General features: G+C 36.3%; 19 protein-coding genes. 8 read left to right on the top strand and 11 right to left on the bottom strand.

What is annotated here, in order from left to right:
* Window positions 1-272 precede the first annotated feature (272 nt).
* The 4 genes from RNZ46_RS11645 to rpsF all read right to left on the bottom strand — a co-directional run bounded on the left by RNZ46_RS11645 (window position 273) and on the right by rpsF (window position 1945).
* On the bottom strand, window positions 273-740 hold the full coding sequence (locus tag RNZ46_RS11645; protein WP_316982368.1) for a DUF6495 family protein: 468 nt from the start codon (window positions 738-740) through the stop codon (window positions 273-275).
* A 110-nt stretch (window positions 741-850) separates the two neighbouring features.
* Entirely contained in the window at window positions 851-1294 is a 444-nt protein-coding gene (gene rplI / locus RNZ46_RS11640; protein ID WP_316982367.1) for a 50S ribosomal protein L9, read from the bottom strand.
* A 13-nt stretch (window positions 1295-1307) separates the two neighbouring features.
* Window positions 1308-1607 (bottom strand): 30S ribosomal protein S18, encoded by a 300-nt coding sequence (gene rpsR, locus RNZ46_RS11635; protein ID WP_172625923.1) that lies wholly within the window; start codon window positions 1605-1607, stop codon window positions 1308-1310.
* Window positions 1607-1945 carry a 30S ribosomal protein S6 gene (gene rpsF / locus RNZ46_RS11630; protein WP_316982366.1) on the bottom strand — a complete coding sequence of 113 codons (339 nt, stop codon included), beginning with the start codon at window positions 1943-1945 and terminating at the stop codon, window positions 1607-1609. Before rpsF ends, rpsR begins: the two co-directional genes overlap by 1 nt.
* 209 nt (window positions 1946-2154) lie before the next feature.
* Between rpsF and RNZ46_RS11625 the strand changes: the two genes are divergently transcribed.
* Window positions 2155-2850 (top strand): LytR/AlgR family response regulator transcription factor, encoded by a 696-nt coding sequence (locus tag RNZ46_RS11625; protein WP_034040566.1) that lies wholly within the window; start codon window positions 2155-2157, stop codon window positions 2848-2850.
* 9 nt (window positions 2851-2859) lie between these two features.
* Here the strand turns inward: RNZ46_RS11625 and priA are convergent, their stop codons facing one another.
* From priA to nadC, 3 genes are read right to left on the bottom strand one after another with little or no spacing between them, the layout of a single operon-like run.
* Entirely contained in the window at window positions 2860-5310 is a 2451-nt protein-coding gene (priA, locus tag RNZ46_RS11620; RefSeq protein ID WP_316982365.1) for a replication restart helicase PriA, read from the bottom strand.
* 3 nt (window positions 5311-5313) lie between these two features.
* The gene (locus RNZ46_RS11615; RefSeq protein WP_316982364.1) at window positions 5314-6258 is read right to left on the bottom strand and encodes a YihY/virulence factor BrkB family protein; all 945 of its coding nucleotides are present in this window, start codon (window positions 6256-6258) and stop codon (window positions 5314-5316) included.
* 39 nt (window positions 6259-6297) lie between these two features.
* The gene (nadC, locus tag RNZ46_RS11610) at window positions 6298-7158 is read right to left on the bottom strand and encodes a carboxylating nicotinate-nucleotide diphosphorylase (protein WP_316982363.1); all 861 of its coding nucleotides are present in this window, start codon (window positions 7156-7158) and stop codon (window positions 6298-6300) included.
* 133 nt (window positions 7159-7291) lie between these two features.
* Between nadC and rlmH the strand changes: the two genes are divergently transcribed.
* A complete protein-coding gene (gene rlmH, locus RNZ46_RS11605) occupies window positions 7292-7765 on the top strand; it encodes a 23S rRNA (pseudouridine(1915)-N(3))-methyltransferase RlmH (RefSeq protein ID WP_316982362.1) in 474 nt (157 codons plus the stop codon).
* An 11-nt stretch (window positions 7766-7776) separates the two neighbouring features.
* Here rlmH and hpf read toward each other — a convergent pair whose 3' ends face one another.
* The 4 genes from hpf to RNZ46_RS11585 form a co-directional block, all read right to left on the bottom strand.
* Complete coding sequence (gene hpf / locus RNZ46_RS11600; protein ID WP_316982361.1) at window positions 7777-8076, bottom strand: ribosome hibernation-promoting factor, HPF/YfiA family; 300 nt, start codon at window positions 8074-8076, stop codon at window positions 7777-7779.
* An 85-nt stretch (window positions 8077-8161) separates the two neighbouring features.
* Window positions 8162-9007: an alpha/beta fold hydrolase gene (locus tag RNZ46_RS11595; RefSeq protein WP_316982360.1), complete on the bottom strand. Its 846-nt coding sequence runs from the start codon at window positions 9005-9007 to the stop codon at window positions 8162-8164.
* Complete coding sequence (locus RNZ46_RS11590; protein WP_316982359.1) at window positions 9004-10650, bottom strand: AMP-binding protein; 1647 nt, start codon at window positions 10648-10650, stop codon at window positions 9004-9006. The genes RNZ46_RS11595 and RNZ46_RS11590 overlap by 4 nt, the downstream gene beginning before the upstream one ends.
* Window positions 10651-10712: 62 nt before the next feature.
* Entirely contained in the window at window positions 10713-11249 is a 537-nt protein-coding gene (locus tag RNZ46_RS11585) for an acyl-CoA thioesterase (protein WP_316982358.1), read from the bottom strand.
* Window positions 11250-11344: 95 nt separating this feature from the next.
* Here RNZ46_RS11585 and RNZ46_RS11580 point away from each other — a divergent pair, with 95 nt between their 5' ends.
* From RNZ46_RS11580 to RNZ46_RS11555, 6 genes are all read left to right on the top strand, one after another.
* The gene (locus tag RNZ46_RS11580; protein ID WP_316982357.1) at window positions 11345-11917 is read left to right on the top strand and encodes a non-canonical purine NTP diphosphatase; all 573 of its coding nucleotides are present in this window, start codon (window positions 11345-11347) and stop codon (window positions 11915-11917) included.
* Between the two features lie 71 nt (window positions 11918-11988).
* The gene (locus tag RNZ46_RS11575; protein ID WP_316982356.1) at window positions 11989-14202 is read left to right on the top strand and encodes a RelA/SpoT family protein; all 2214 of its coding nucleotides are present in this window, start codon (window positions 11989-11991) and stop codon (window positions 14200-14202) included.
* Window positions 14203-14228: 26 nt separating this feature from the next.
* The gene (locus RNZ46_RS11570; protein WP_316982355.1) at window positions 14229-14696 is read left to right on the top strand and encodes a Fur family transcriptional regulator; all 468 of its coding nucleotides are present in this window, start codon (window positions 14229-14231) and stop codon (window positions 14694-14696) included.
* Between the two features lie 20 nt (window positions 14697-14716).
* Window positions 14717-16003 carry an adenylosuccinate synthase gene (locus RNZ46_RS11565; protein ID WP_316982354.1) on the top strand — a complete coding sequence of 429 codons (1287 nt, stop codon included), beginning with the start codon at window positions 14717-14719 and terminating at the stop codon, window positions 16001-16003.
* 309 nt (window positions 16004-16312) lie between these two features.
* Window positions 16313-18103: an OstA-like protein gene (locus RNZ46_RS11560; RefSeq protein ID WP_316982353.1), complete on the top strand. Its 1791-nt coding sequence runs from the start codon at window positions 16313-16315 to the stop codon at window positions 18101-18103.
* Between the two features lie 3 nt (window positions 18104-18106).
* Window positions 18107-19294: an aspartate aminotransferase family protein gene (locus RNZ46_RS11555; protein WP_316982352.1), complete on the top strand. Its 1188-nt coding sequence runs from the start codon at window positions 18107-18109 to the stop codon at window positions 19292-19294.
* The last annotated feature ends 7 nt before the right edge of the window (window positions 19295-19301 follow it).

Below are 19301 nucleotides of genomic sequence, written 5' to 3'. Positions count from 1 at the left end.
AGTTAATAAGCACTTCGACTGCGCTCAGTGTGACATCATAATTAAAAGTGGATTCCGCATTCCCGATAATTATTGGGACGGAAGGACAAAACAACGATTAAAACATTGCTCAAACAAAAATAATTAATGCAATCGTCATTATGAGCTTTTTTATAAAAAAAGCGTGTTAATCTCATAAATTGAAGCTGAATTTAAAAAAGTGAACTAAACAACATACAGATTGTAACGTCGTCCCGATAGCTATCGGGACTCCTCGCAATGACGGTTCAATTTTAATTAATAAGTTTATCAAAATACCTGTACAAATCGCCTTTGGTAATAACGGCGCCCTGTTCTATCATTTTAAACTTATCTAAATTTTTATCTTCGGTGTACTCTTTATCGGCTTGTAAAAACTCAACATTTTCGTCCATTAAATTTTCACGTAACCAATTATAACCGTCTTTGGTGGTTATATCGACGTCGTTTTTTAAATTAACAACAATGGCATGCATTTTATCTTCTGCCAAATGAAATAAATACATGTGCTGTGGCGAAATATGCTCTAAATATTGGGCTTTACTTAAAGCGCCTTCCCAAATTAAATCGCTAAAAACATCCAATTCCATTTCGGCAAGTTCCGGTTTGTTTTCTTTTAAATTAGCCCATTCATCTGCCGTTATTGATTGTGTTGCCAAAAAATTTATGAATTCTTGGTGCAATTCCTCAAATTGTTCTTTTGTAAGTCTGCTATATTTCATTTACCCATTTAATTTTACATGTCACAAACCTATCTGGATTTTAAAACCGGACAGGTTTAAACAAAAAAGCCCCAACTAGGTTGAGGCTTTATATATTTTAATTTAAAAGTTTATGCTTGTGCAATAACCTCAAATTCCAAATCAACTGATACTTCTCTGTGCAAACGTACTACTGCAGTATATTTACCCAATCTCTTTACAGTGGTAACTGTAATGAATTTTTTATCGATTGATTGTCCTTCTTTTTCTAAAGCAGCAGCAACATCTATGTTATTTACAGATCCAAATAACTTATCGCCAGCGCCTACTTTAGCAGGTATTTTAATTTCCAATGCTTTTATTGCTTCTGCAGTTTTATTAGCATCATCAACTATTTTCTTTTCTTTAAAAGCACGTTGCTTTAAATTTTCTGCCAATACTTTTTTAGCAGAAACCGTTGCTAAAACAGCTTGCTTTTGAGGAATTAAAAAATTTCTACCATAACCGCTCTTAACTGTTACAATATCGTCTTTAAATCCTAAATTCTCAACGTCTTGTTTTAATATAAGTTCCATTGTTATGTGTATTTTATTTTAATAAATCTCCTACGTAAGGCATTAAAGCCAAGTGGCGCGCTCTTTTTACAGCTACGGCAACTTTTCTTTGATACTTTAACGATGTTCCTGTTAAACGACGTGGTAAAATTTTACCTTGCTCGTTTATGAATCGCATTAAAAAATCTGGATCTTTGTAATCAACATACTTAATTCCAGACTTTTGAAACATACAATATTTCTTTGTCTTGTTTGTATCGATATTAAGCGGCGTTAAATACCTGATTTCGCCGTCTTTTTTTCCTTTAGATTGTTGTTCTATTGATGACATAATTAAGCTTTTTGTTTAAGTTTATCTCGTCTTCTCTCTGCCCAAGAAATGGCATGTTTATCCAACGTTACGGTTAAATAACGCATAAAACGCTCGTCACGTCTAAACTCTACTTCCAATGGGTTAATTACCTCACCATCTACGGTGTACTCAAATAAGTGATAAAAGCCACTTTTCTTGTTTTGAATTGGGTAGGCTAATTTTTTTAGTCCCCAATCTTCTTTAGCTATCATCTTAGCACCGTTAGAAACAAGAAAATCTTCGTATTTCTTTACTGTTTCCTTTATCTGGTCTTCAGATAAAACGGGATTTAAGATGAAAACAGTTTCATAATGATTCATAAAAATCGTTTTTATTGTTAAAAATTGGGTGCAAAAATAAATAAATTACTTATATTACACAACTATAATCCTTTCTAATTTTCTCAAAAAAATCAATACTTTTAAAGTGTTAAAACTATGTTAAAACAAGCATTTTAACGATGTTTTTTGGTTTTTAACCGAATTATTCGTACTATTGTCGATATCTTAACCGAAATAATAATAATGTTATGACTTTAAACTGTGTAGTAGTAGACGATTCAGCAATACAGCGTCTCTCAATTGTTAAGCTTGTAGAAAATCATCCTTCGCTAAACTTAATTGCAGAGTACAGTAGTGCTTTAGAAACTAAAAATGGTTTAAATACGCATCAAGTAGATTTAATTTTCCTCGACATTGAAATGCCAGTGTTAAATGGATTTGAACTTTTAGACGTATTAAACAACAAACCCCAAATTATTTTTGTAACCGGTAAAACCGAGTATGCTTTTAAAGCATTTAATTACGATGCCACCGATTACTTACATAAACCCATTACCAGAGAACGCTTTAACACTTCTGTTGACAAAGCCCTTGAGCAACACAAATTAACCTTAGATTTTAACGAAGAAGAAGGTGAGCATATATTTGTAAAAAGCAACCTTAAAAAACGTAAGGTTTACATTAAAGATATTAAATGGATTGAAGCCCTTGGTGATTATGTAAAATTAGTTACAGAAGAAACAAGCCTAGTAGTATTATCTACTATGAAATCTTTTGAAAAAGAATTACCCGAGAATAAATTTTTAAGAATCCACAAATCCTATATTGTTAATCTTGATAAAATTGATAGATTTAACAGTAAAAACGTAGAGGTTGGCGCTTACGAAATTCCGTTAAGTAGAAATAAAAAGACGCAACTTGTTGACGCTTTAAATAATATTTAAAATTAAAGTTTAGAAGTTATCGACATCTAGAATAACCCTAACCGACCGAAAATCTTTTATACTAAAGAAGCTGTTATTAATTTTAATAATAGCTTCTTTTGTTTTTGCCAAACTTTGCTGCTTGGGGATTTTTACCAAAATATTTTTGTGAAACTGATTTCTAATTCTGGCAATTGGTGGCGATTCGGGCCCAAGCACATGCTCTGTAAACACTTGCCTCAACGATTTAGCAAACCAAACTGAAGCAGCTTCTACCCTATTGTAATCCTTATGCTTTAAGGTGATTTTTATTTGTTTAAACACCGGCGGATATTTAAAATTATACCGGTCGTTCATTTGCTCGTTAAACATCTCCACATAATTATTGGTAGAGACTTGCTGTAAAATATTATGATGCGGGTTATAGGTTTGAATCAGCACTTTACCGCGTTCGTCCGTTCGTCCGGCTCTACCAGCCACTTGCAGCATCAATTGAAAACTGCGTTCGTGCGCTCTAAAGTCTGGGAAATTTAGCATATTATCGGCATTCATAATTCCCACCAATTTTACATTCCTAAAATCCAATCCTTTGGTTAGCATTTGTGTGCCCACCAAAATATCAATTTCCTGTTGCTCTAAAGCCGTAATAATTTTTTCGTAACCGTATTTACCGCGCGTGGTGTCCAAATCCATACGGGCCACTTTATTGTCTGGAAATAGTTGTTTTACCTCTTCTTCAATTTGCTCGGTGCCAAAACCTTTATTGTCTAAATCCTGGCTGCCGCAGGCCATACAATCCTGTAACATTGCCGCATGGTAACCACAATAATGGCAACGTAACTGATTGCGGTATTGATGATACGTTAAGCTCACATCGCAATTTGGGCATTGTGGCGAATGTCCGCAGGTTTTACATTCTATAATAGGCGAAAATCCACGTCGGTTTTGAAACAAAATAATTTGATGCCCCGCTTTCAGGGTTTCGGTCATTTCTTCAAGCAAACGGTCGCTAAAATGCCCTTTCATCCGTTTCTTTTTCAGCTTGTCTTTAATATCCACCAATTCAATATCGGGCATCAACACATCGTTGTAACGCTGCATCAATTCCACAAAACCGTACTTATTTTGTTTGGCATTAAAATAACTTTCTAAACTTGGTGTGGCAGACCCTAAAAGTACTTTTGCACCGTGCATATGCCCCAACACAACAGCGGTATCGCGTGCATGGTAACGCGGTGCGGGGTCAAACTGTTTGAATGATTGTTCGTGCTCTTCATCAACCACAATCAATCCTAAATTATCAAAGGGCAAAAACACAGATGAGCGCGCCCCCAAAACGATTTGCGCTTTCGCGGAATTTCGCAAAACGTTATTCCAAACCTCAACGCGTTCCTGCGATGAATATTTGGAATGAAAAACGGCCACTTGCTCACCAAAATAATTTTGCAATCGCGTTACCAATTGTGTGGTTAGCGCTATTTCCGGCAACAAATACAAGGCTTGTTTTCCCTTACTTAGCGCTTCTTCAATCAGTTTTACATACACCTCTGTTTTCCCCGACGAAGTCACTCCGTGCAATAAGGTAACGGCATGATTTTCAAAAGATTTTTTTATTTCGCTTAAAGCGGATTTTTGGTAAGTATTAAGGTTTTTTGTGGCTTCGTTATCATCGCCGGAATACTGCACACGATCGGTTTGAATATAATATTCTTCAAGAACACCTTTATCAATCAACGTTTTTATAATAGCGGCTGAAGCGTGGCTTTCTTGTGATAAATCTGAAACTTTTACCGGTTTTTTTGTTTTTGCCGAAACCGAAAACAACGTCATAACCACATCGCGCTGTTTAGGTGCGCGACTTAAATCGTCCAATAATTTTTGCAATGCGCTTTCTGTTGAAAAGTTGGCATGCAACTTAACATAACGCACCAATTTGGGCTTGTATTTCTCGTACACTTCCTCCTCTACCGTAATTGCTTCTTTTTCAATTAAGCGTTTAATTATGGGCAGCACATTCTTTTTATCCAAAATATTGGAAATATCATGGATTTTTAAGGACGATTGATGGTGCAACGCTTCGTAAATCAAAAACTCATCATCTTTTAAAACCGACTCATCTATAGTTTTTTTGTTTTTGGTAATTACGGTTTCGCTTTCCAAAATAAACGCACTTGGCAAAGCCGCGCGCATCACATCGCCCAAGGTACACATATAATAGCTTGAAATCCATTGCCAAAGTTGCAACTGCTTTTGGTTTACAATAGGCGTTTCATCTAAAATTTGATGAATGTCTTTGGCCTCATAAGCCGTTGGTGCGTCGTTATGAATTTTAAAAACTATGCCGGTGTATATTTTCGATTTTCCGAAAGGAACAGCAACACGCATGCCTTCACTTAAAAACTGAGATTCGGAAGCTGTGATGCTATAAGTGAATAGCTTTTTTAACGGAATGGGAATAATAACATCAATAAAATACCGCATAAACTAGCATTGTTGTTTTCGTAGTTTATTCAAAGATGCATTTAATTCGTAACCCAGCAATAAAATATTTGAATTTAACCACAAATAAAGCAGCAAAATCAATAGTGCCCCAATAGAGCCATATAATTTGTTGTACTGACTAAAATTTTCGATATAAATTCCAAATAGATACGAGGTTACTATAATAAGGAATGTTGTGAAAAGGGCGCCAACCGAGAAAAATTTTGACTCTTTCCCTTCTTTTGTTCCAAAATAATACAGTGTGGCCGTTGCCAAATACACCATAATGATAAAAAACACATACTTTACAATGCTGGTCCATAAAAAGGCTTGCGAATCAACCTCGTAACCTCTGCCTTTTAAGGTATCGAACAATTCTTGAACCACATAAATTTGAAAATACCCTAAAACCACAATGGTAATAATTAATAAAAAAGCCAAAATTAATGCAATGCCCAAAGCATATATATATTGTCTGAACACATTTCGTGTGAGTTGTTCGTGATACGAGTTTTCGAACCCCGAAAACACAGCATTTACACCATTTGCCATTAAAGCAATAGATAGCACAAAAACGGATGACAGCAAACCTCCGCGTTGGGTTTTATCTATATTTTCAAAAATATTATGAAAGAAAAAATCGGAGGTGTTTGGCGGTAAAAAAGATTCTAAAAACGCTAAGAATTCCAATCTAAATCCATCAATAGGAATGTAAGGAATGACAATTAAAACGAATAACAAAAACGGAAAAATAGCTGTAAAAAAACTAAAGGCAATGGCACTTGCCCGTGTGGTTAATGCGCCTCGTACAATACCTGTAATATACAATTCCAATAAATTGTAAAAAGATAGGCCTTCAAGCCCGGGTAACTTGATTTGCTTAAAAAAACGAACCAGTACATTAATAACAGGGATTTTATCTAGCTTATCTTCAGTAGATTCACTCATTAAAGTATTTGTGTTTTGTTGTTTGTTACAAACTGAACACTAATTTACGGCTTTCAAACTTAAATCCATATTATGCACCGAATGCGTTAAAGCGCCGCACGAAATATAATTTACACCACATTCGGCATAATGCCTTACTGTGGTTTCGTTAATGTTTCCAGAAGATTCTGTTAAGCATTTATTACCAATCATTTTTACGGCTTTTCTGGTGTCTTCATAATCAAAATTATCGAGCAGTATTCTGTAAACACCATCGTTTTGCAGAATTTCCTCCACCTCAAACAAATTTCGCGCTTCCACCATAATGTCCAAATTTTTACCTGTTTCAACTAAATATTCCTTGGTCATTTCAATGGCTTTTGTAATGCCTCCGGCAAAATCGATATGGTTGTCTTTTAGCATAATCATGTCGTACAGCGCAAACCTGTGGTTTTCGCCTCCACCTAATTTAACGGCCCATTTTTCGAGCACGCGAATCCCGGGTGTAGTTTTTCGGGTATCGAGAATTTTTGTATTGGTGCCTTTTAATAAATCTACAAAAGTTTTGGTTTTTGTGGCAATGGCACTCATGCGTTGCATGGCATTTAAAACGGTGCGCTCTGCTTTTAAAATGGACTGCGAAGAGCCTTCAACAAACATTACAATATCGCCAAATGTTACTTCGGTGCCATCTTCAATACGCACATCTATTTTTAGGTTTTTATCGACGTAAGCAAATACTTTTTTTGCGAAATTAACTCCACCAATAACCCCTTTATCTTTTACCAAGAGTTTTGCTTTTCCTTTAGCATTTTCGGGGATGCACGCCAAAGAGCTATGGTCTCCGTCGCCAACATCTTCTCTTATGGCATTAGAAATTATATGCTTTAATTCGTAGTCAAATTGTTCTTGTGTAATCATGTTTTTTTTGAATAGTTTGTGCTAAAATAAGAAATTGAACAACAAAACTTTCAAAATTAAATTCCAAATTCCATAACCCGGAATTTAAATCTGAGCTTTTATCATTTCAAACTAAAAAATGTAATTTTGTTGCATGACTATAAAACTACTCGCCATTGGCAAAACCGACCATAAACAATTACAGGCTTTAATTGATGATTATACGAAGCGTTTGGGCTTTTATATAAAGTTTAAATTGGAGATTATCCCGGACATTAAAAACTCCAAAAACCTATCTGAAACCCAACAAAAAATAAAGGAAGGCGAGTTTATTTTAGGCCGATTAAAAGCTACCGATATTTTAATTTTATTAGACGAGAATGGCAAGCAATTTGATTCGGTTGGGTTTTCAAATTATTTACAAAAGCACATGAATTCCGGTATAAAGCAACTTGTTTTTGTTATTGGTGGGCCTTACGGATTTTCTGAAGACGTGTATAAAAAAGCAAATGGGAAAGTGTCGTTATCAAAAATGACATTTTCCCATCAAATGATTCGCTTATTTGTTATTGAGCAACTTTACAGAGGCTTTACTATTTTACGGAACGAACCGTATCACCATCGGTAATGCTCCATTCATTAATGTGTTTTATAAACCTCTTTGCGTTTTTTAAGTTGGCGCTCTAAATCTTTTATGGTTTCTCTAACCGACACTTCAAAATTATGAGTGTTGGAATTGGCAAAAATCCGTGGTCCTGGTAAACTTAACTCTATATTACAAATTTTACCTAGGTCATGTTCTTTTTCGTCGAGCTTAAAGTACACTTTGGCACTTATTAAAAAATCGTACCTGTTAAACAATTTTTGTAATTTTTCTTCTGTGAAAGCTGAAAGTGTTTCGCTTACATCTACATCTACATACTGAAAGTTAACTGTCATAATACATGGTTTTATTGTTCTCTCAAATTTAATAAAGATTTCCGTTTTTAAAGGTGATTTTTATCATAATAAAATGATAAAATCGCTAAGCTTTAAATTTTAAAAGATGATTGCATATTTCTTCTTTAACATGACTATATTTTGTTTGGATAAGCCAATGTCCGGCATCTAATTTTACAAACCTATAATAGCCTTTCATGTACTGATGACCTCGCTCCACACCTACGGCGCCTATGGCTACATCGTGTTCTCCCCAAATAAACAATGTGGGCACAGTGATATCGCCAATCAATCCGTCTGCAAAAACCCTTGCATTGGCTCTGTAATAGTTTATACTGGCCGTAAGTGCTGCCTTATTTTTGAAAATGGATAGATAATCTTCAACCTCCTCTTTACTACTATATTTCCATAGTTTTCTTAGCATTTCAAAGTCGTTTTTTCTGAGTTTCATTTCTGGTAAAAACGGCGTTTGAAAATGTTTTATGTATCGGCTTTTCTTCTTCTGAATGGGGTCGTTTTTAATGGCGTAACCAAACGCTTGAATGTGAGGTACGGATAAGGCTGTCCAACTTAAAATAAGTTCAGAATGGTCGTGCACCACTTTCCAACCAATAACGGCTCCCCAGTCATGCCCAATAAGATGAAAGTTTTGCTTTCCAATGGCTTTGGAAATATTTTTAACATCTTCACTTAATTTATCAATTGTATAATGCTTTTTTCCTTTTAATAAAGCGCCACTGCTGTAGCCTCTCAAGTTTGGAGCAACACAATAAAACCCAAGTTTAGCAATATCCTGCATAACATTTACCCACATAAAAGCGCTCTCTGGCCAGCCATGAAGCAGAATAACTAATGGGTGATTGTTATTTCCAGCTACTCTACAGTCGAAAATTAAATCGTTTACTTGGATGTTTGTTCTGTGAATCTTCATGTTTCAAAAATGACTTTATCATCCATTTCGAACCACGATTTATATAAGGGCTGATGAATTTTTTCAATACTATTCCGTTTTACTTTAAATGATGGCGTAATTAAATTATTATCGACGGTCCAATCTTCTTTCATAACTATCACTTTTGCAACTTTTTCGTGTTTACCTAAACTCGGATTTATAGCATTTAAAGTTTCAATCAATCCGTTGGATAGCGTGTTTTTCGGTTTTGTCATGCCTAATTCGGATAAAGTAATTAAAGCAATAGGCTGCGGAATACCCGTTCCAACCACACAGATTTGCTCAATATCATTGTTTTTCGACAACAACAATTCTATGTGCGTTGGCGAAATATACTTGCCTTTATCAGTTTTAAATTCATCTTTTGCGCGACCTGTAAGCGTTAAATACCCTTCGTGGTCGTACTCGCCTTTATCACCGGTTTTAAAATAACCTGCATCGTCAAAAACACGTGCCGTAATTTCTGGAGCTTTGTAATACCCCTTCATTAAACAGTTGTTTTTTATAAGTATTTCTCCTTCGGGTGAAAACTTAATTTGCACGGGCTCTAAAGCTTTACCAACCGTACCAATTTTATTGAAACCTGGTCTTGTGGCATGCGAGATAATACAATCTTCAGTCATTCCGTAAACCTGATAAATAGTGACGTCAATCTTTTTAAACCAACGTATTAAATCGGCCGATAATGGTGCCGCACCGGACACAATAAACGAAGCATCTTTTAATCCTAGTTTTTGCTTCAATTTCTTTTTAACCAGACGATTTACGAAAGGTATATTTAATAGCATGTTTAGTTTTTTCTGCGGAATATTTTCTAGGATTTTCTCCTGAAATTTAGCCCAAATCCGGGGCACCGCTAAAAATAAATGTGGTTGGCATTTCTCTAAATCTGAAGCAAAGGTGTCCAACGATTCCGGAAATGAAAATTCGGCGCCAATAACAATGCCATGTGTACCAATGCCAACACGTTCGGCAACGTGCGCTAAAGGCAAATACGAAAACAATCGGGGTGTTTCCGGCAACTTAATAATCGACTTAATTACTCGCATGCTTTCCATAATGTTGCCCACCGTATGCATAACGCCTTTGGGCAACCCTGTTGTGCCCGACGTATAAATAATGGTGTGCAGTTGGTTGGCATCAATGGTCGGTAATGTTACTAATGGATCTTGTTTTTCAATAATATCTTCCCATAAATCGCCTTCATTTTCACCAAAAGCGCCAACACTAATTTTATGAATATCTGGAATTCCAGACTTTTGAGATTCGAAATCGTCTAACTTTCCAATAATAATGGCTTTGGATTCACTATGCTCTAAAATCTGCTGAATCGCAGATGCCGTTAAGGTGGGATAAATTGGGATGGACACATAGCCTGCCATCATAATGGCCAAATCTGAAAGTAACCAATGGGTACAATTTTTTGAGAGAATGGCAACATGACTGCCCTCTGGCAAACGGTACGATTTTAACTTTGAAGCGATTTTACAAATGGAATCTTTAGCTTCCGCAAAGGTATAAGTAAGCAGTTTTCCGTTAATTGGCTGCTTTAAAAAAACACGATTGGGCGCTTCGTTTTCCCAATGCATAAAGGCTTCGAGGGGCGAGTTGAATAGAGTCATATTGGTTTTGGTTAGATTTTAAAGATAAGCAATATGCAAATAAAACTGGTTCTGACACTTATTTACACGTCCCAATTTTCAATTAAATGCGTGTTCATTTGAGCTGTTTCCAACTCATGGGTTTTAATTAAATCATATTTTTTATTTGGTACTTCCTTAACATTTAGCGCTTCCATTATTTCAAATGTAGATACTGTAGTTCTACCCTTTTTAATCGTATTTTTAACTAAACATGCAGCAACTACTTTATCATTTTTCATTAATTTTTGTTCCACATAAATCCATTTTTCATCGACATAAGATATCCTAGAAAACAATTGCGCTTTCTGAAACATTTTAAGCGGTCTGTAATACTGAACGCTAATGGCCTGCGTGGGGAAATACCATTTGTTTTTATTGGCTACACTAAAAAAATTGGTGCGTACCATAAAATCCAATCGTCCTATTTCAAAAAGGGTCATAATGGCGGCGTGATTCATTATCGATACATCAACATCGGTTACCCAAACGTTAAATGACAGTTGAACGGTATCTGTCGCTTTCACTTTTTCTTTAAATTTTGCCCTAATTAAAGCGGCCAATAATCTTATCCATCTCATTGCTAAACTGTCTTAAATATTTTAAAAACCTAAGTTACTTTATTCTTTCTAAATATTTAATATTCTTATACCTTTGACTAATAAACCATTTATTTATGCAACTCGTTTTCGCAACCAACAACGATAACAAACTTAGAGAAGTACAGGCTTTAATACCGGCACACATTAAACTTTTAAGCTTAAAGGATATTGGCTGTTTTGAAGATATTCCTGAAACCCAAAACACCATTGAGGGCAATGCCATCCAAAAAGCAACCTACGTAAAGCAACATTATGGCTACAATTGTTTTGCAGACGATACAGGTTTAGAGGTTGATGCTTTACATGGCGCACCGGGAGTTTATTCGGCGCGATATGCCGGCGAACAACGAAATGCAGATGATAACACCAACAAACTACTTACGGAATTAAGTCGTAAAGAAAACCGAAACGCCCATTTTAAAACGGTAATCGCTCTACATCTAAAAAACAAACAACATACCTTTACCGGGATTTGTAAAGGTGAAATAACCACCACTAAAAAAGGCAAAAAAGGTTTTGGCTACGATCCTGTTTTCCAACCTCGTGGTTACAGCCAAACGTTTGCCGAAATGGATTTGAGCCTAAAAAACAGTATCGGACACCGAGGAAAGGCCATAAAATTACTAGTAGACTTTTTAAATTTGTAAATCAAACAAGTTTAAACACAAAAAAACCAATTCTTGTTGGCAGTTAATTTTCTTTATGTTATTTTTAATCTATGACTGAGGAAGCTATAGAAAAAGAAAATATCGCCATTACCAAAGCCTACAAAGAGCTCTTAAAGGTTAGTTACAGAACGTTATCTACAGAAGATAAAAAACTAATACGCAGTGCTTTTGATGTGGCTATTGATGCGCATAAAGACCAACGCCGAAAATCTGGTGAAGCTTATATTTTCCACCCCTTGGCCGTTGCCAAAATTGTAGCCCAGGAAATTGGATTGGATGCCACCTCTATTGCGGCAGCTTTACTGCACGATGTTGTAGAAGACAGCGAAGATTATTCCATATCGGATATTGAAGGCATGTTTGGGGAAACCGTTGCGAAAATTGTAAACGGGCTTACCAAAATTTCGTCGCTTAAAAAAGATATGGACGTGTCGATGCAAGCCGAAAATTTTCGGAAAATGCTGCTTACCTTGAATGACGACGTGCGCGTTATCATCATAAAAATCGCTGATAGACTTCACAACATGCAAACCATGGATTCGATGCGCGACGATAAGCAAGTCAAAATAGCATCCGAAACCCTATACATTTACGCACCCTTGGCGCACAGAATAGGTTTGTATAATATTAAAACCGAGCTTGAAGATTTGGGGTTAAAGTATACCGAACCCGAAGTTTACAACGATATTTTAAACAAAATAAAGGAAAGCAAGGAAGAACAAGACAAATACATTAAAGAGTTTAGTGCCGTTTTAAAAAATTCGTTGGATAAAGAATTAATGGATTATACCATAAAAGGGCGACCAAAATCTATTTTTTCCATTCGGAGAAAGATGCAGGTTCAAGGGGTATCGTTTGACGAAGTTTACGATAAGTTTGCCGTAAGGATAATATACAAAAGTGACGAAGACAATGAAAAATTTCTAGCATGGAAAATCTATTCGATAGTTACCGACCACTTTAGACCCAACCCCATTCGTCTTCGCGATTGGATTTCCTCACCAAAATCTACAGGTTACGAAGCTTTGCACATTACCGTAATGGGACCAAAAGGACGTTGGGTAGAGGTGCAAATACGCAGTGAGCGCATGAACGAAATTGCCGAAAAAGGCTATGCGGCACACTATAAATACAAGCAAAACAGCGAAAAAGAAGATAGTCTAGAAACTTGGATAAACAGACTTCAAGAGGCCTTGGAAAATCCAGATACCAATGCCGTGGATTTTGTTGAGCAATTCAAACTAAACCTGTATTCAAAAGAAATTTTTGTTTTTACACCAACTGGAGAATTAAAATCTTTACCCAAAGGTGCCACCGCATTAGATTTTGCATTTAGTATACATACCGAAGTGGGCATGAAAACCCGGGGCGCAAAAGTAAACGGAAAATTAATGCCTTTAAGCCACGAATTGCAAAGCGGCGATCAGGTTGATATTTTAACATCCGAATCTGCAAAACCCAATGCCAATTGGTTGGATTATGCAACTACGGCCAGAGCCAGAAGTAAAATTAAATCGGCTTTAAAAGAAGATAAAAAACGCATAGGAGAAGAAGGCAAGGAAATTCTCAGACGGAAACTAAAGCAGTTAAAAATTACGCTTAACGAGGCTTCGGTAAACGAATTAGTCAATTACTTTAAGCTAAAAACCAGTCTCGATTTATTCTACAGAGTGGGTCTTGGCACGATTGATAATACCATGCTTAAAGAGTACTCTTCCTCGAGAAGCAATGCTTTAATGAGCTTTATCAAAAACAAAATAACGAGAAAGCAAACGGTAAAAAAAGAGGATTTAGAAAAAGACGAGGTTACCGCAAAATACGACTCGCTTGTATTTGGTAAAGAAGAGGAAAAATTGGACTATAAATTATCGAACTGCTGCAACCCGATTCCCGGTGACGACGTGTTTGGATTTTTAACCGTTAATGAAGGTATTAAAGTCCATAAAAAAAACTGCCCGAATGCATTAAGTTTACAGTCTAATTACGCTTACCGCATTATGCAAGCCAAATGGATAGATTCTTCACAGCAAGAATTTTTGGTTAAAATTGTACTTACCGGAATTGACCATATTGGTTTGGTAAACGATATTACCAACATTGTTTCAGAAAACATGCACGTAGACATGAAAAGCATCAGTTTTGAGAGTAACGACGGGCTGTTTTCAGGTAAAATTAATGTGGTTGTAAAAAACAATACCATCATAAAAAAGCTGTTGGAAAAACTTAAAAAAATTAATGGCATAGATAAGGTCACTAGAGTATAAAAAAAGTGTAAATTTGCGATGAAATTATGAATGCAAAAGCAGATACCAAAAATCAGGAAATAGTTAAAAGCGTATTTACAAGCTTTTTAGAGAATAACGGACACCGAAAGACGCCCGAAAGGTATGCTATTCTTCAAGAAATTTACAACAGTAACGAACACTTCGATATTGAGTCGCTGTACCTCAGCATGAAAAACAAAAAATACCGTGTGTCGCGTGCTACACTTTACAATACCATAGAGTTGCTTTTAGAATGTGGTTTGGTTAGAAAACATCAGTTTGGACACAACCAAGCGCACTACGAAAAATCGTATTTTGACAGACAGCACGACCATGTTATTTTAACCGATACGGGCGAAGTCATTGAATTTTGCGATCCACGAATTCAATCCATTAAAAAAACCATCGAAGAAGTTTTCGATATCGAAATAAACAACCACTCACTCTATTTTTACGGAAACAGAAAAAGCCCTGATAAAAATCAGGATACATAAACAACAAATAAAACATTAAAATGGCAGTAGATTTACTACTAGGGTTACAATGGGGAGACGAAGGCAAAGGAAAAATTGTTGACGTTCTAACATCCAACTACAACATTATTGCACGTTTTCAAGGTGGTCCAAATGCAGGACACACTTTGGTATTTAACGGAAGAAAACATGTATTACACACCATTCCGTCTGGGATTTTCCATGACGATGCCACCAATTTAGTCGGAAACGGCGTGGTAATCGATCCCGTTATCTTCAAAAAAGAATTGGATAAATTGGAAGAACAAAATGTTGATTACAGAAAATCGCTTCTAATTTCTCGAAAAGCACATATTATTTTGCCAACACACCGCTTGTTGGATGCTGCCAGTGAAGCCTCAAAAGGAAAAGCTAAAATTGGCTCAACCCTTAAAGGTATTGGCCCAACCTATATGGATAAAACAGGCAGAAACGGTATTCGTGTGGGCGATTTAGAGCTGAGCGATTGGAAAACCCGATACAGAGCTTTAGCCAACAAGCACGAATCGATGATTTCTTTTTATAATGTTGATGTTCAATACGATTTATCGGAATTGGAAAAAGAATTTTTTGAGGCTATCGAAGTTTTAAAATCTTTAAAATTTATCGATTCTGAAGAATATATTTATCAAGCACAAAAATCCGGACAAACCATTTTAGCCGAAGGTGCTCAAGGATCGTTGTTGGATATCGATTTCGGAACCTATCCGTTTGTAACCTCCAGCAATACTACGGCCGCAGGAGCTTGTACCGGCTTAGGCGTTTCGCCAAATCAAATCGGTGAGGTTTTCGGTATTTTTAAAGCCTATACAACCCGTGTGGGTTCTGGCCCGTTCCCTACCGAATTGTTCGATAAAGACGGAGAAACCATGGCCAAAGTAGGCAACGAATTCGGTGCAACAACCGGACGCGCAAGACGCTGCGGTTGGCTCGATTTAATAGCTTTAAAATATGCTTGTCAAGTTAATGGAGTTACGCAATTAATGATGATGAAAGGCGATGTGCTTTCTGGTTTTAAAACCTTAAAAGTGTGTACCGCTTATAAATACAAAGGTGAAAAAATCACACATTTCCCTTATAATATCGAGCCGGAAAATGTAGAACCTATTTATACGGAACTAAACGGCTGGAGCGAAGATTTAACAGGAATGTCTGAAGCATCGCAATTACCAAAGGCTTTAAACGAATACATCGAGTTTTTAGAGGCAGCACTGGAAATTCCAATTACTATTGTTTCGGTTGGTCCCGATAGAAAACAGACTATTTTTAGAAAGCAATTGGTTTCATAAAAGTTTAAACACAAACTTAAAACGCTTCATCCGACACTTTCCGGATTGAAGCGTTTTTTGTTTCATTCCAAAATTATAAAAAAAAAACATAACAGATAATTGATACCATTTATCATCTAAAATTGTCATAAAATAAAATGATGATTTTTTTCTTTGTATGAAATAGAAAAATAAAGCATAGCCTTAGTTACGGTTTCTTTTTATGTTGAAATAAAAAGAAAAAAAGGGCGTTTTATCATGGTAAATTCAGATGATAAATGGTATTGCGCTTTATTATTATCGTTATTTTTGCGACAAACAAATGTTACTTTGAAACTATCACACCTTTTATATATTCTACTTTTTATTGGCTTTGGCAATTCTGAATTTTGTCATGCTCAAAAAAAAATAAATATCGAATATACAGGCTTTTTAACTTTTGATGAAGATAAATACCCTGGTGCTAAAATTTTAACACGAGACGATTCACAGCAAGTACACATTATCCACGGTGGCATACACATGTGGTGCGACCAAGCCATTCATTATGGTAATGAAGATTTTGTTGAAGCCTACGGAAACGTTATTATTAAACAAGGCGACACGATTAATATGACGTCTAAATATGTAGAATACAGCGGTATTTCACAGTTAGCCTTTGCCAGTGGCGATGTGGTGTTGGAAAACCCGGATTCTAAAATTTCATCAGACACCTTATATTTTGACAAATTAAAACAACAGGCTTTTTTTAGAAATGGAGGTCATGTACAAATTGATTCCTCTGGCACCATTACCAGTAAAATTGGGCGTTACTATATGGATGCTAAAAAATATCAGTTTGTTGAAGATGTGGTTTTAAAAAGTGATAGTACCGTTGTAAATTCTAACTATTTCGATTTTTATGACGAAACCAAACACGCCTATTTATTCGGTCCTTCAACCATAACCACACCCGAAAGCGTCACCTATTGCGAAAAAGGCTTTTATGATACCGAAGCTAAAATAGGATATGCCCTTAAAAAAGCAAAAATAGATTACGAAAACCGTACTGTGGAAGGCGACAGTTTATATTTTGACAACAACACCAGTTTTGCATCGGCAACCAACAATATTACGGTAACCGACACCTTAAACAAAAGCATTGTAAGAGGCCATTATGCCGAGGTTTTTAAAGAAAAAGACTCCATGTTTATTACAAAACGGGCGTTGGCAATTACCGTGCAACAAAAAGACTCGATTTACATACATGCCGATACGCTTATGGTTACGGGCAAACCCGAAAAAAGAATCACTAGGGCCTTCAGAAATGCGCGTCTTTTTAAAAGCGATATGAGTGCTAAGGCAGATTCTATTCATTCAAATCAAGAAACTGGTTTAACCCAACTTATTAACATCTCGAAATTTGATAATGATGATGCCTTTTCGGTAAAACGAAAACCCATTCTTTGGAATATTGAAAACCAAATGACGGGCGATACCATTCATTTAAAATCAAATCCGAAGACCGAAAAACTCGATTCGCTTATTGTATTCGATAATGCGTTCATTATAAGTAAGGACACTTTGGACGCAGGCTATAATCAAATAAACGGCAAAAAATTGGTTGGATTATTTGATGACGAAAACGAACTGTACCAAGTCGATATTATAAAAAACGCACAATCCATTTACTATTTTAGAAATGATGAAAATGAATTGGTAGGCATTGACAAATCCAAATCAGGCAGCATTACCATTTTTATTGTAGACCGAGAGATTGAAGAAGTTAGAAAAATCAATCAAATTGATGGTAATATTTATCCAGAATCTAAATACCCAAAAAATGAAAAACTTTTAAAAGGTTTCGATTGGCGCGATGATGAGCGTCCGCGTAGCGTTGAAGATTTATTTAAAGACGACCCTCCTTTGGTTTTGCCTATTATAAAAGGGCTCGAAGACTATGTACCACAAGAAGATTTTGTTGACGATGATTTAATGGAGCGCATTAAAAAAGCCGATGAAGCAGCTAAACCCAATGCCAAAGAAAAATCGAAAGCATCGCGAAATTTGCCAAAAAAATTAAATACAAAAGGCAAAAAGGAGAAAGTTTACCCTAAAAGTGTATTAGATAACCAGGAATAAAAAATGAGGTTAGATTTCTTTAAATACCAAGCACAAACTTCGCCGCACCCCTTAGCCATGGAAATTTCACATGCCAATGGTTCGTATATTTACGATACCAACAATAAAGCCTATCTCGATTTTGTTGCGGGCGTTTCGGCAAGTACTTTGGGGCACAATCACCCCAAAGTGGTTAACGCCATAAAATCGCAATTAGATAAGTACATGCACGTTATGGTTTATGGCGAATACATACAGAAACCAGCCGTTGCCCTCACAAAACTTTTAGCAAAGCATCTTCCGGATTCTTTAGAAAAAACCTATCTAACCAATTCCGGAACCGAAGCCATTGAAGGGGCGCTAAAACTGGTCAAACGTGCCACAGGACGCAGCGAAATAATTGCCGCTAAAAAAGCCTACCACGGCAACACCATGGGTTCGATGAGTGTGATGGGTTTTGAGGAACGCAAACAACCCTTTCGCCCCTTATTGCCAAACGTCCAATTTATTGCGTTTAACGATACAGTAGATTTAAAACACATCACCACAAAAACAGCTTGTGTAATTTTAGAAACTATTCAAGGTGGTGCAGGTTTTATCGAGCCTAAAGACGGCTATTTAGAAAAAGTTAGAAACCGTTGTAACGAGGTAGGCGCATTACTTATTTTAGATGAAATCCAACCTGGAGTGGGCAGAACCGGTAAACTGTTCGGGTTTCAACATTACAACTGCACACCAGATATTTTAGTAACTGGTAAAGGCTTAGGCGGCGGCATGCCCATTGGTGCGTTTACAGCCTCGAATAAACTTATGGATTTGTTATCCGATAAACCAAAATTAGGCCACATTACAACCTTTGGCGGCCACCCCGTTATTGCAGCATCAGCCTTGGCAACATTACAGGAAGTTACCCAAAGCACACTAATAGAACAAGCTTTGGAAAAAGAACAACTTTTCAGAAAACTTTTAGTGCATCCATTAATTATAGACATCCGCGGGAAAGGATTGATGCTTGCCCTCATCACACCTTCTGATGCCGTAGCGAATGCCCTAATTCTTAAAGCGCAAGATGCGGGATTAATACTTTTCTGGTTGCTTTTTGAGGCCAAAGCGGTAAGAATTACGCCTCCTTTAACCATTTCAAACGAAGAAATCATCAAAGGATGCGCCATAATTATTGATATTTTAGACAGCTTACAACCTTCTAAATAACTTTCAA

Origin of the sequence: Hwangdonia lutea (genome assembly GCF_032814565.1) — a bacterium.
Lineage (GTDB): Bacteria > Bacteroidota > Bacteroidia > Flavobacteriales > Flavobacteriaceae > Hwangdonia > Hwangdonia lutea.
Note: the sequence above shows the minus strand (reverse complement) of the source record. Positions and strands in the feature narration are given on the sequence as shown.

Excerpts from the sequence above, each read along its gene's own strand:
- nadC (WP_316982363.1), bottom strand. The coding sequence starts at position 7,158 with ATGATTACACAAGAACAATTTGACTACGAATTAAAGCATATAATTTCT.
- rplI (WP_316982367.1), bottom strand. The coding sequence starts at position 1,294 with ATGGAACTTATATTAAAACAAGACGTTGAGAATTTAGGATTTAAAGAC.
- RNZ46_RS11565 (WP_316982354.1), top strand. The coding sequence starts at position 14,717 with ATGGCAGTAGATTTACTACTAGGGTTACAATGGGGAGACGAAGGCAAA.
- RNZ46_RS11615 (WP_316982364.1), bottom strand. The coding sequence starts at position 6,258 with ATGAGTGAATCTACTGAAGATAAGCTAGATAAAATCCCTGTTATTAAT.
- RNZ46_RS11585 (WP_316982358.1), bottom strand. The coding sequence starts at position 11,249 with ATGAGATGGATAAGATTATTGGCCGCTTTAATTAGGGCAAAATTTAAA.
- priA (WP_316982365.1), bottom strand. The coding sequence starts at position 5,310 with ATGCGGTATTTTATTGATGTTATTATTCCCATTCCGTTAAAAAAGCTA.
- RNZ46_RS11595 (WP_316982360.1), bottom strand. The coding sequence starts at position 9,007 with ATGAAGATTCACAGAACAAACATCCAAGTAAACGATTTAATTTTCGAC.
- RNZ46_RS11575 (WP_316982356.1), top strand. The coding sequence starts at position 11,989 with ATGACTGAGGAAGCTATAGAAAAAGAAAATATCGCCATTACCAAAGCC.
- hpf (WP_316982361.1), bottom strand. The coding sequence starts at position 8,076 with ATGACAGTTAACTTTCAGTATGTAGATGTAGATGTAAGCGAAACACTT.
- rlmH (WP_316982362.1), top strand. The coding sequence starts at position 7,292 with ATGACTATAAAACTACTCGCCATTGGCAAAACCGACCATAAACAATTA.
- RNZ46_RS11590 (WP_316982359.1), bottom strand. The coding sequence starts at position 10,650 with ATGACTCTATTCAACTCGCCCCTCGAAGCCTTTATGCATTGGGAAAAC.
- RNZ46_RS11625 (WP_034040566.1), top strand. The coding sequence starts at position 2,155 with ATGACTTTAAACTGTGTAGTAGTAGACGATTCAGCAATACAGCGTCTC.
- RNZ46_RS11645 (WP_316982368.1), bottom strand. The coding sequence starts at position 740 with ATGAAATATAGCAGACTTACAAAAGAACAATTTGAGGAATTGCACCAA.
- RNZ46_RS11555 (WP_316982352.1), top strand. The coding sequence starts at position 18,107 with ATGAGGTTAGATTTCTTTAAATACCAAGCACAAACTTCGCCGCACCCC.
- RNZ46_RS11570 (WP_316982355.1), top strand. The coding sequence starts at position 14,229 with ATGAATGCAAAAGCAGATACCAAAAATCAGGAAATAGTTAAAAGCGTA.
- rpsF (WP_316982366.1), bottom strand. The coding sequence starts at position 1,945 with ATGAATCATTATGAAACTGTTTTCATCTTAAATCCCGTTTTATCTGAA.
- RNZ46_RS11580 (WP_316982357.1), top strand. The coding sequence starts at position 11,345 with ATGCAACTCGTTTTCGCAACCAACAACGATAACAAACTTAGAGAAGTA.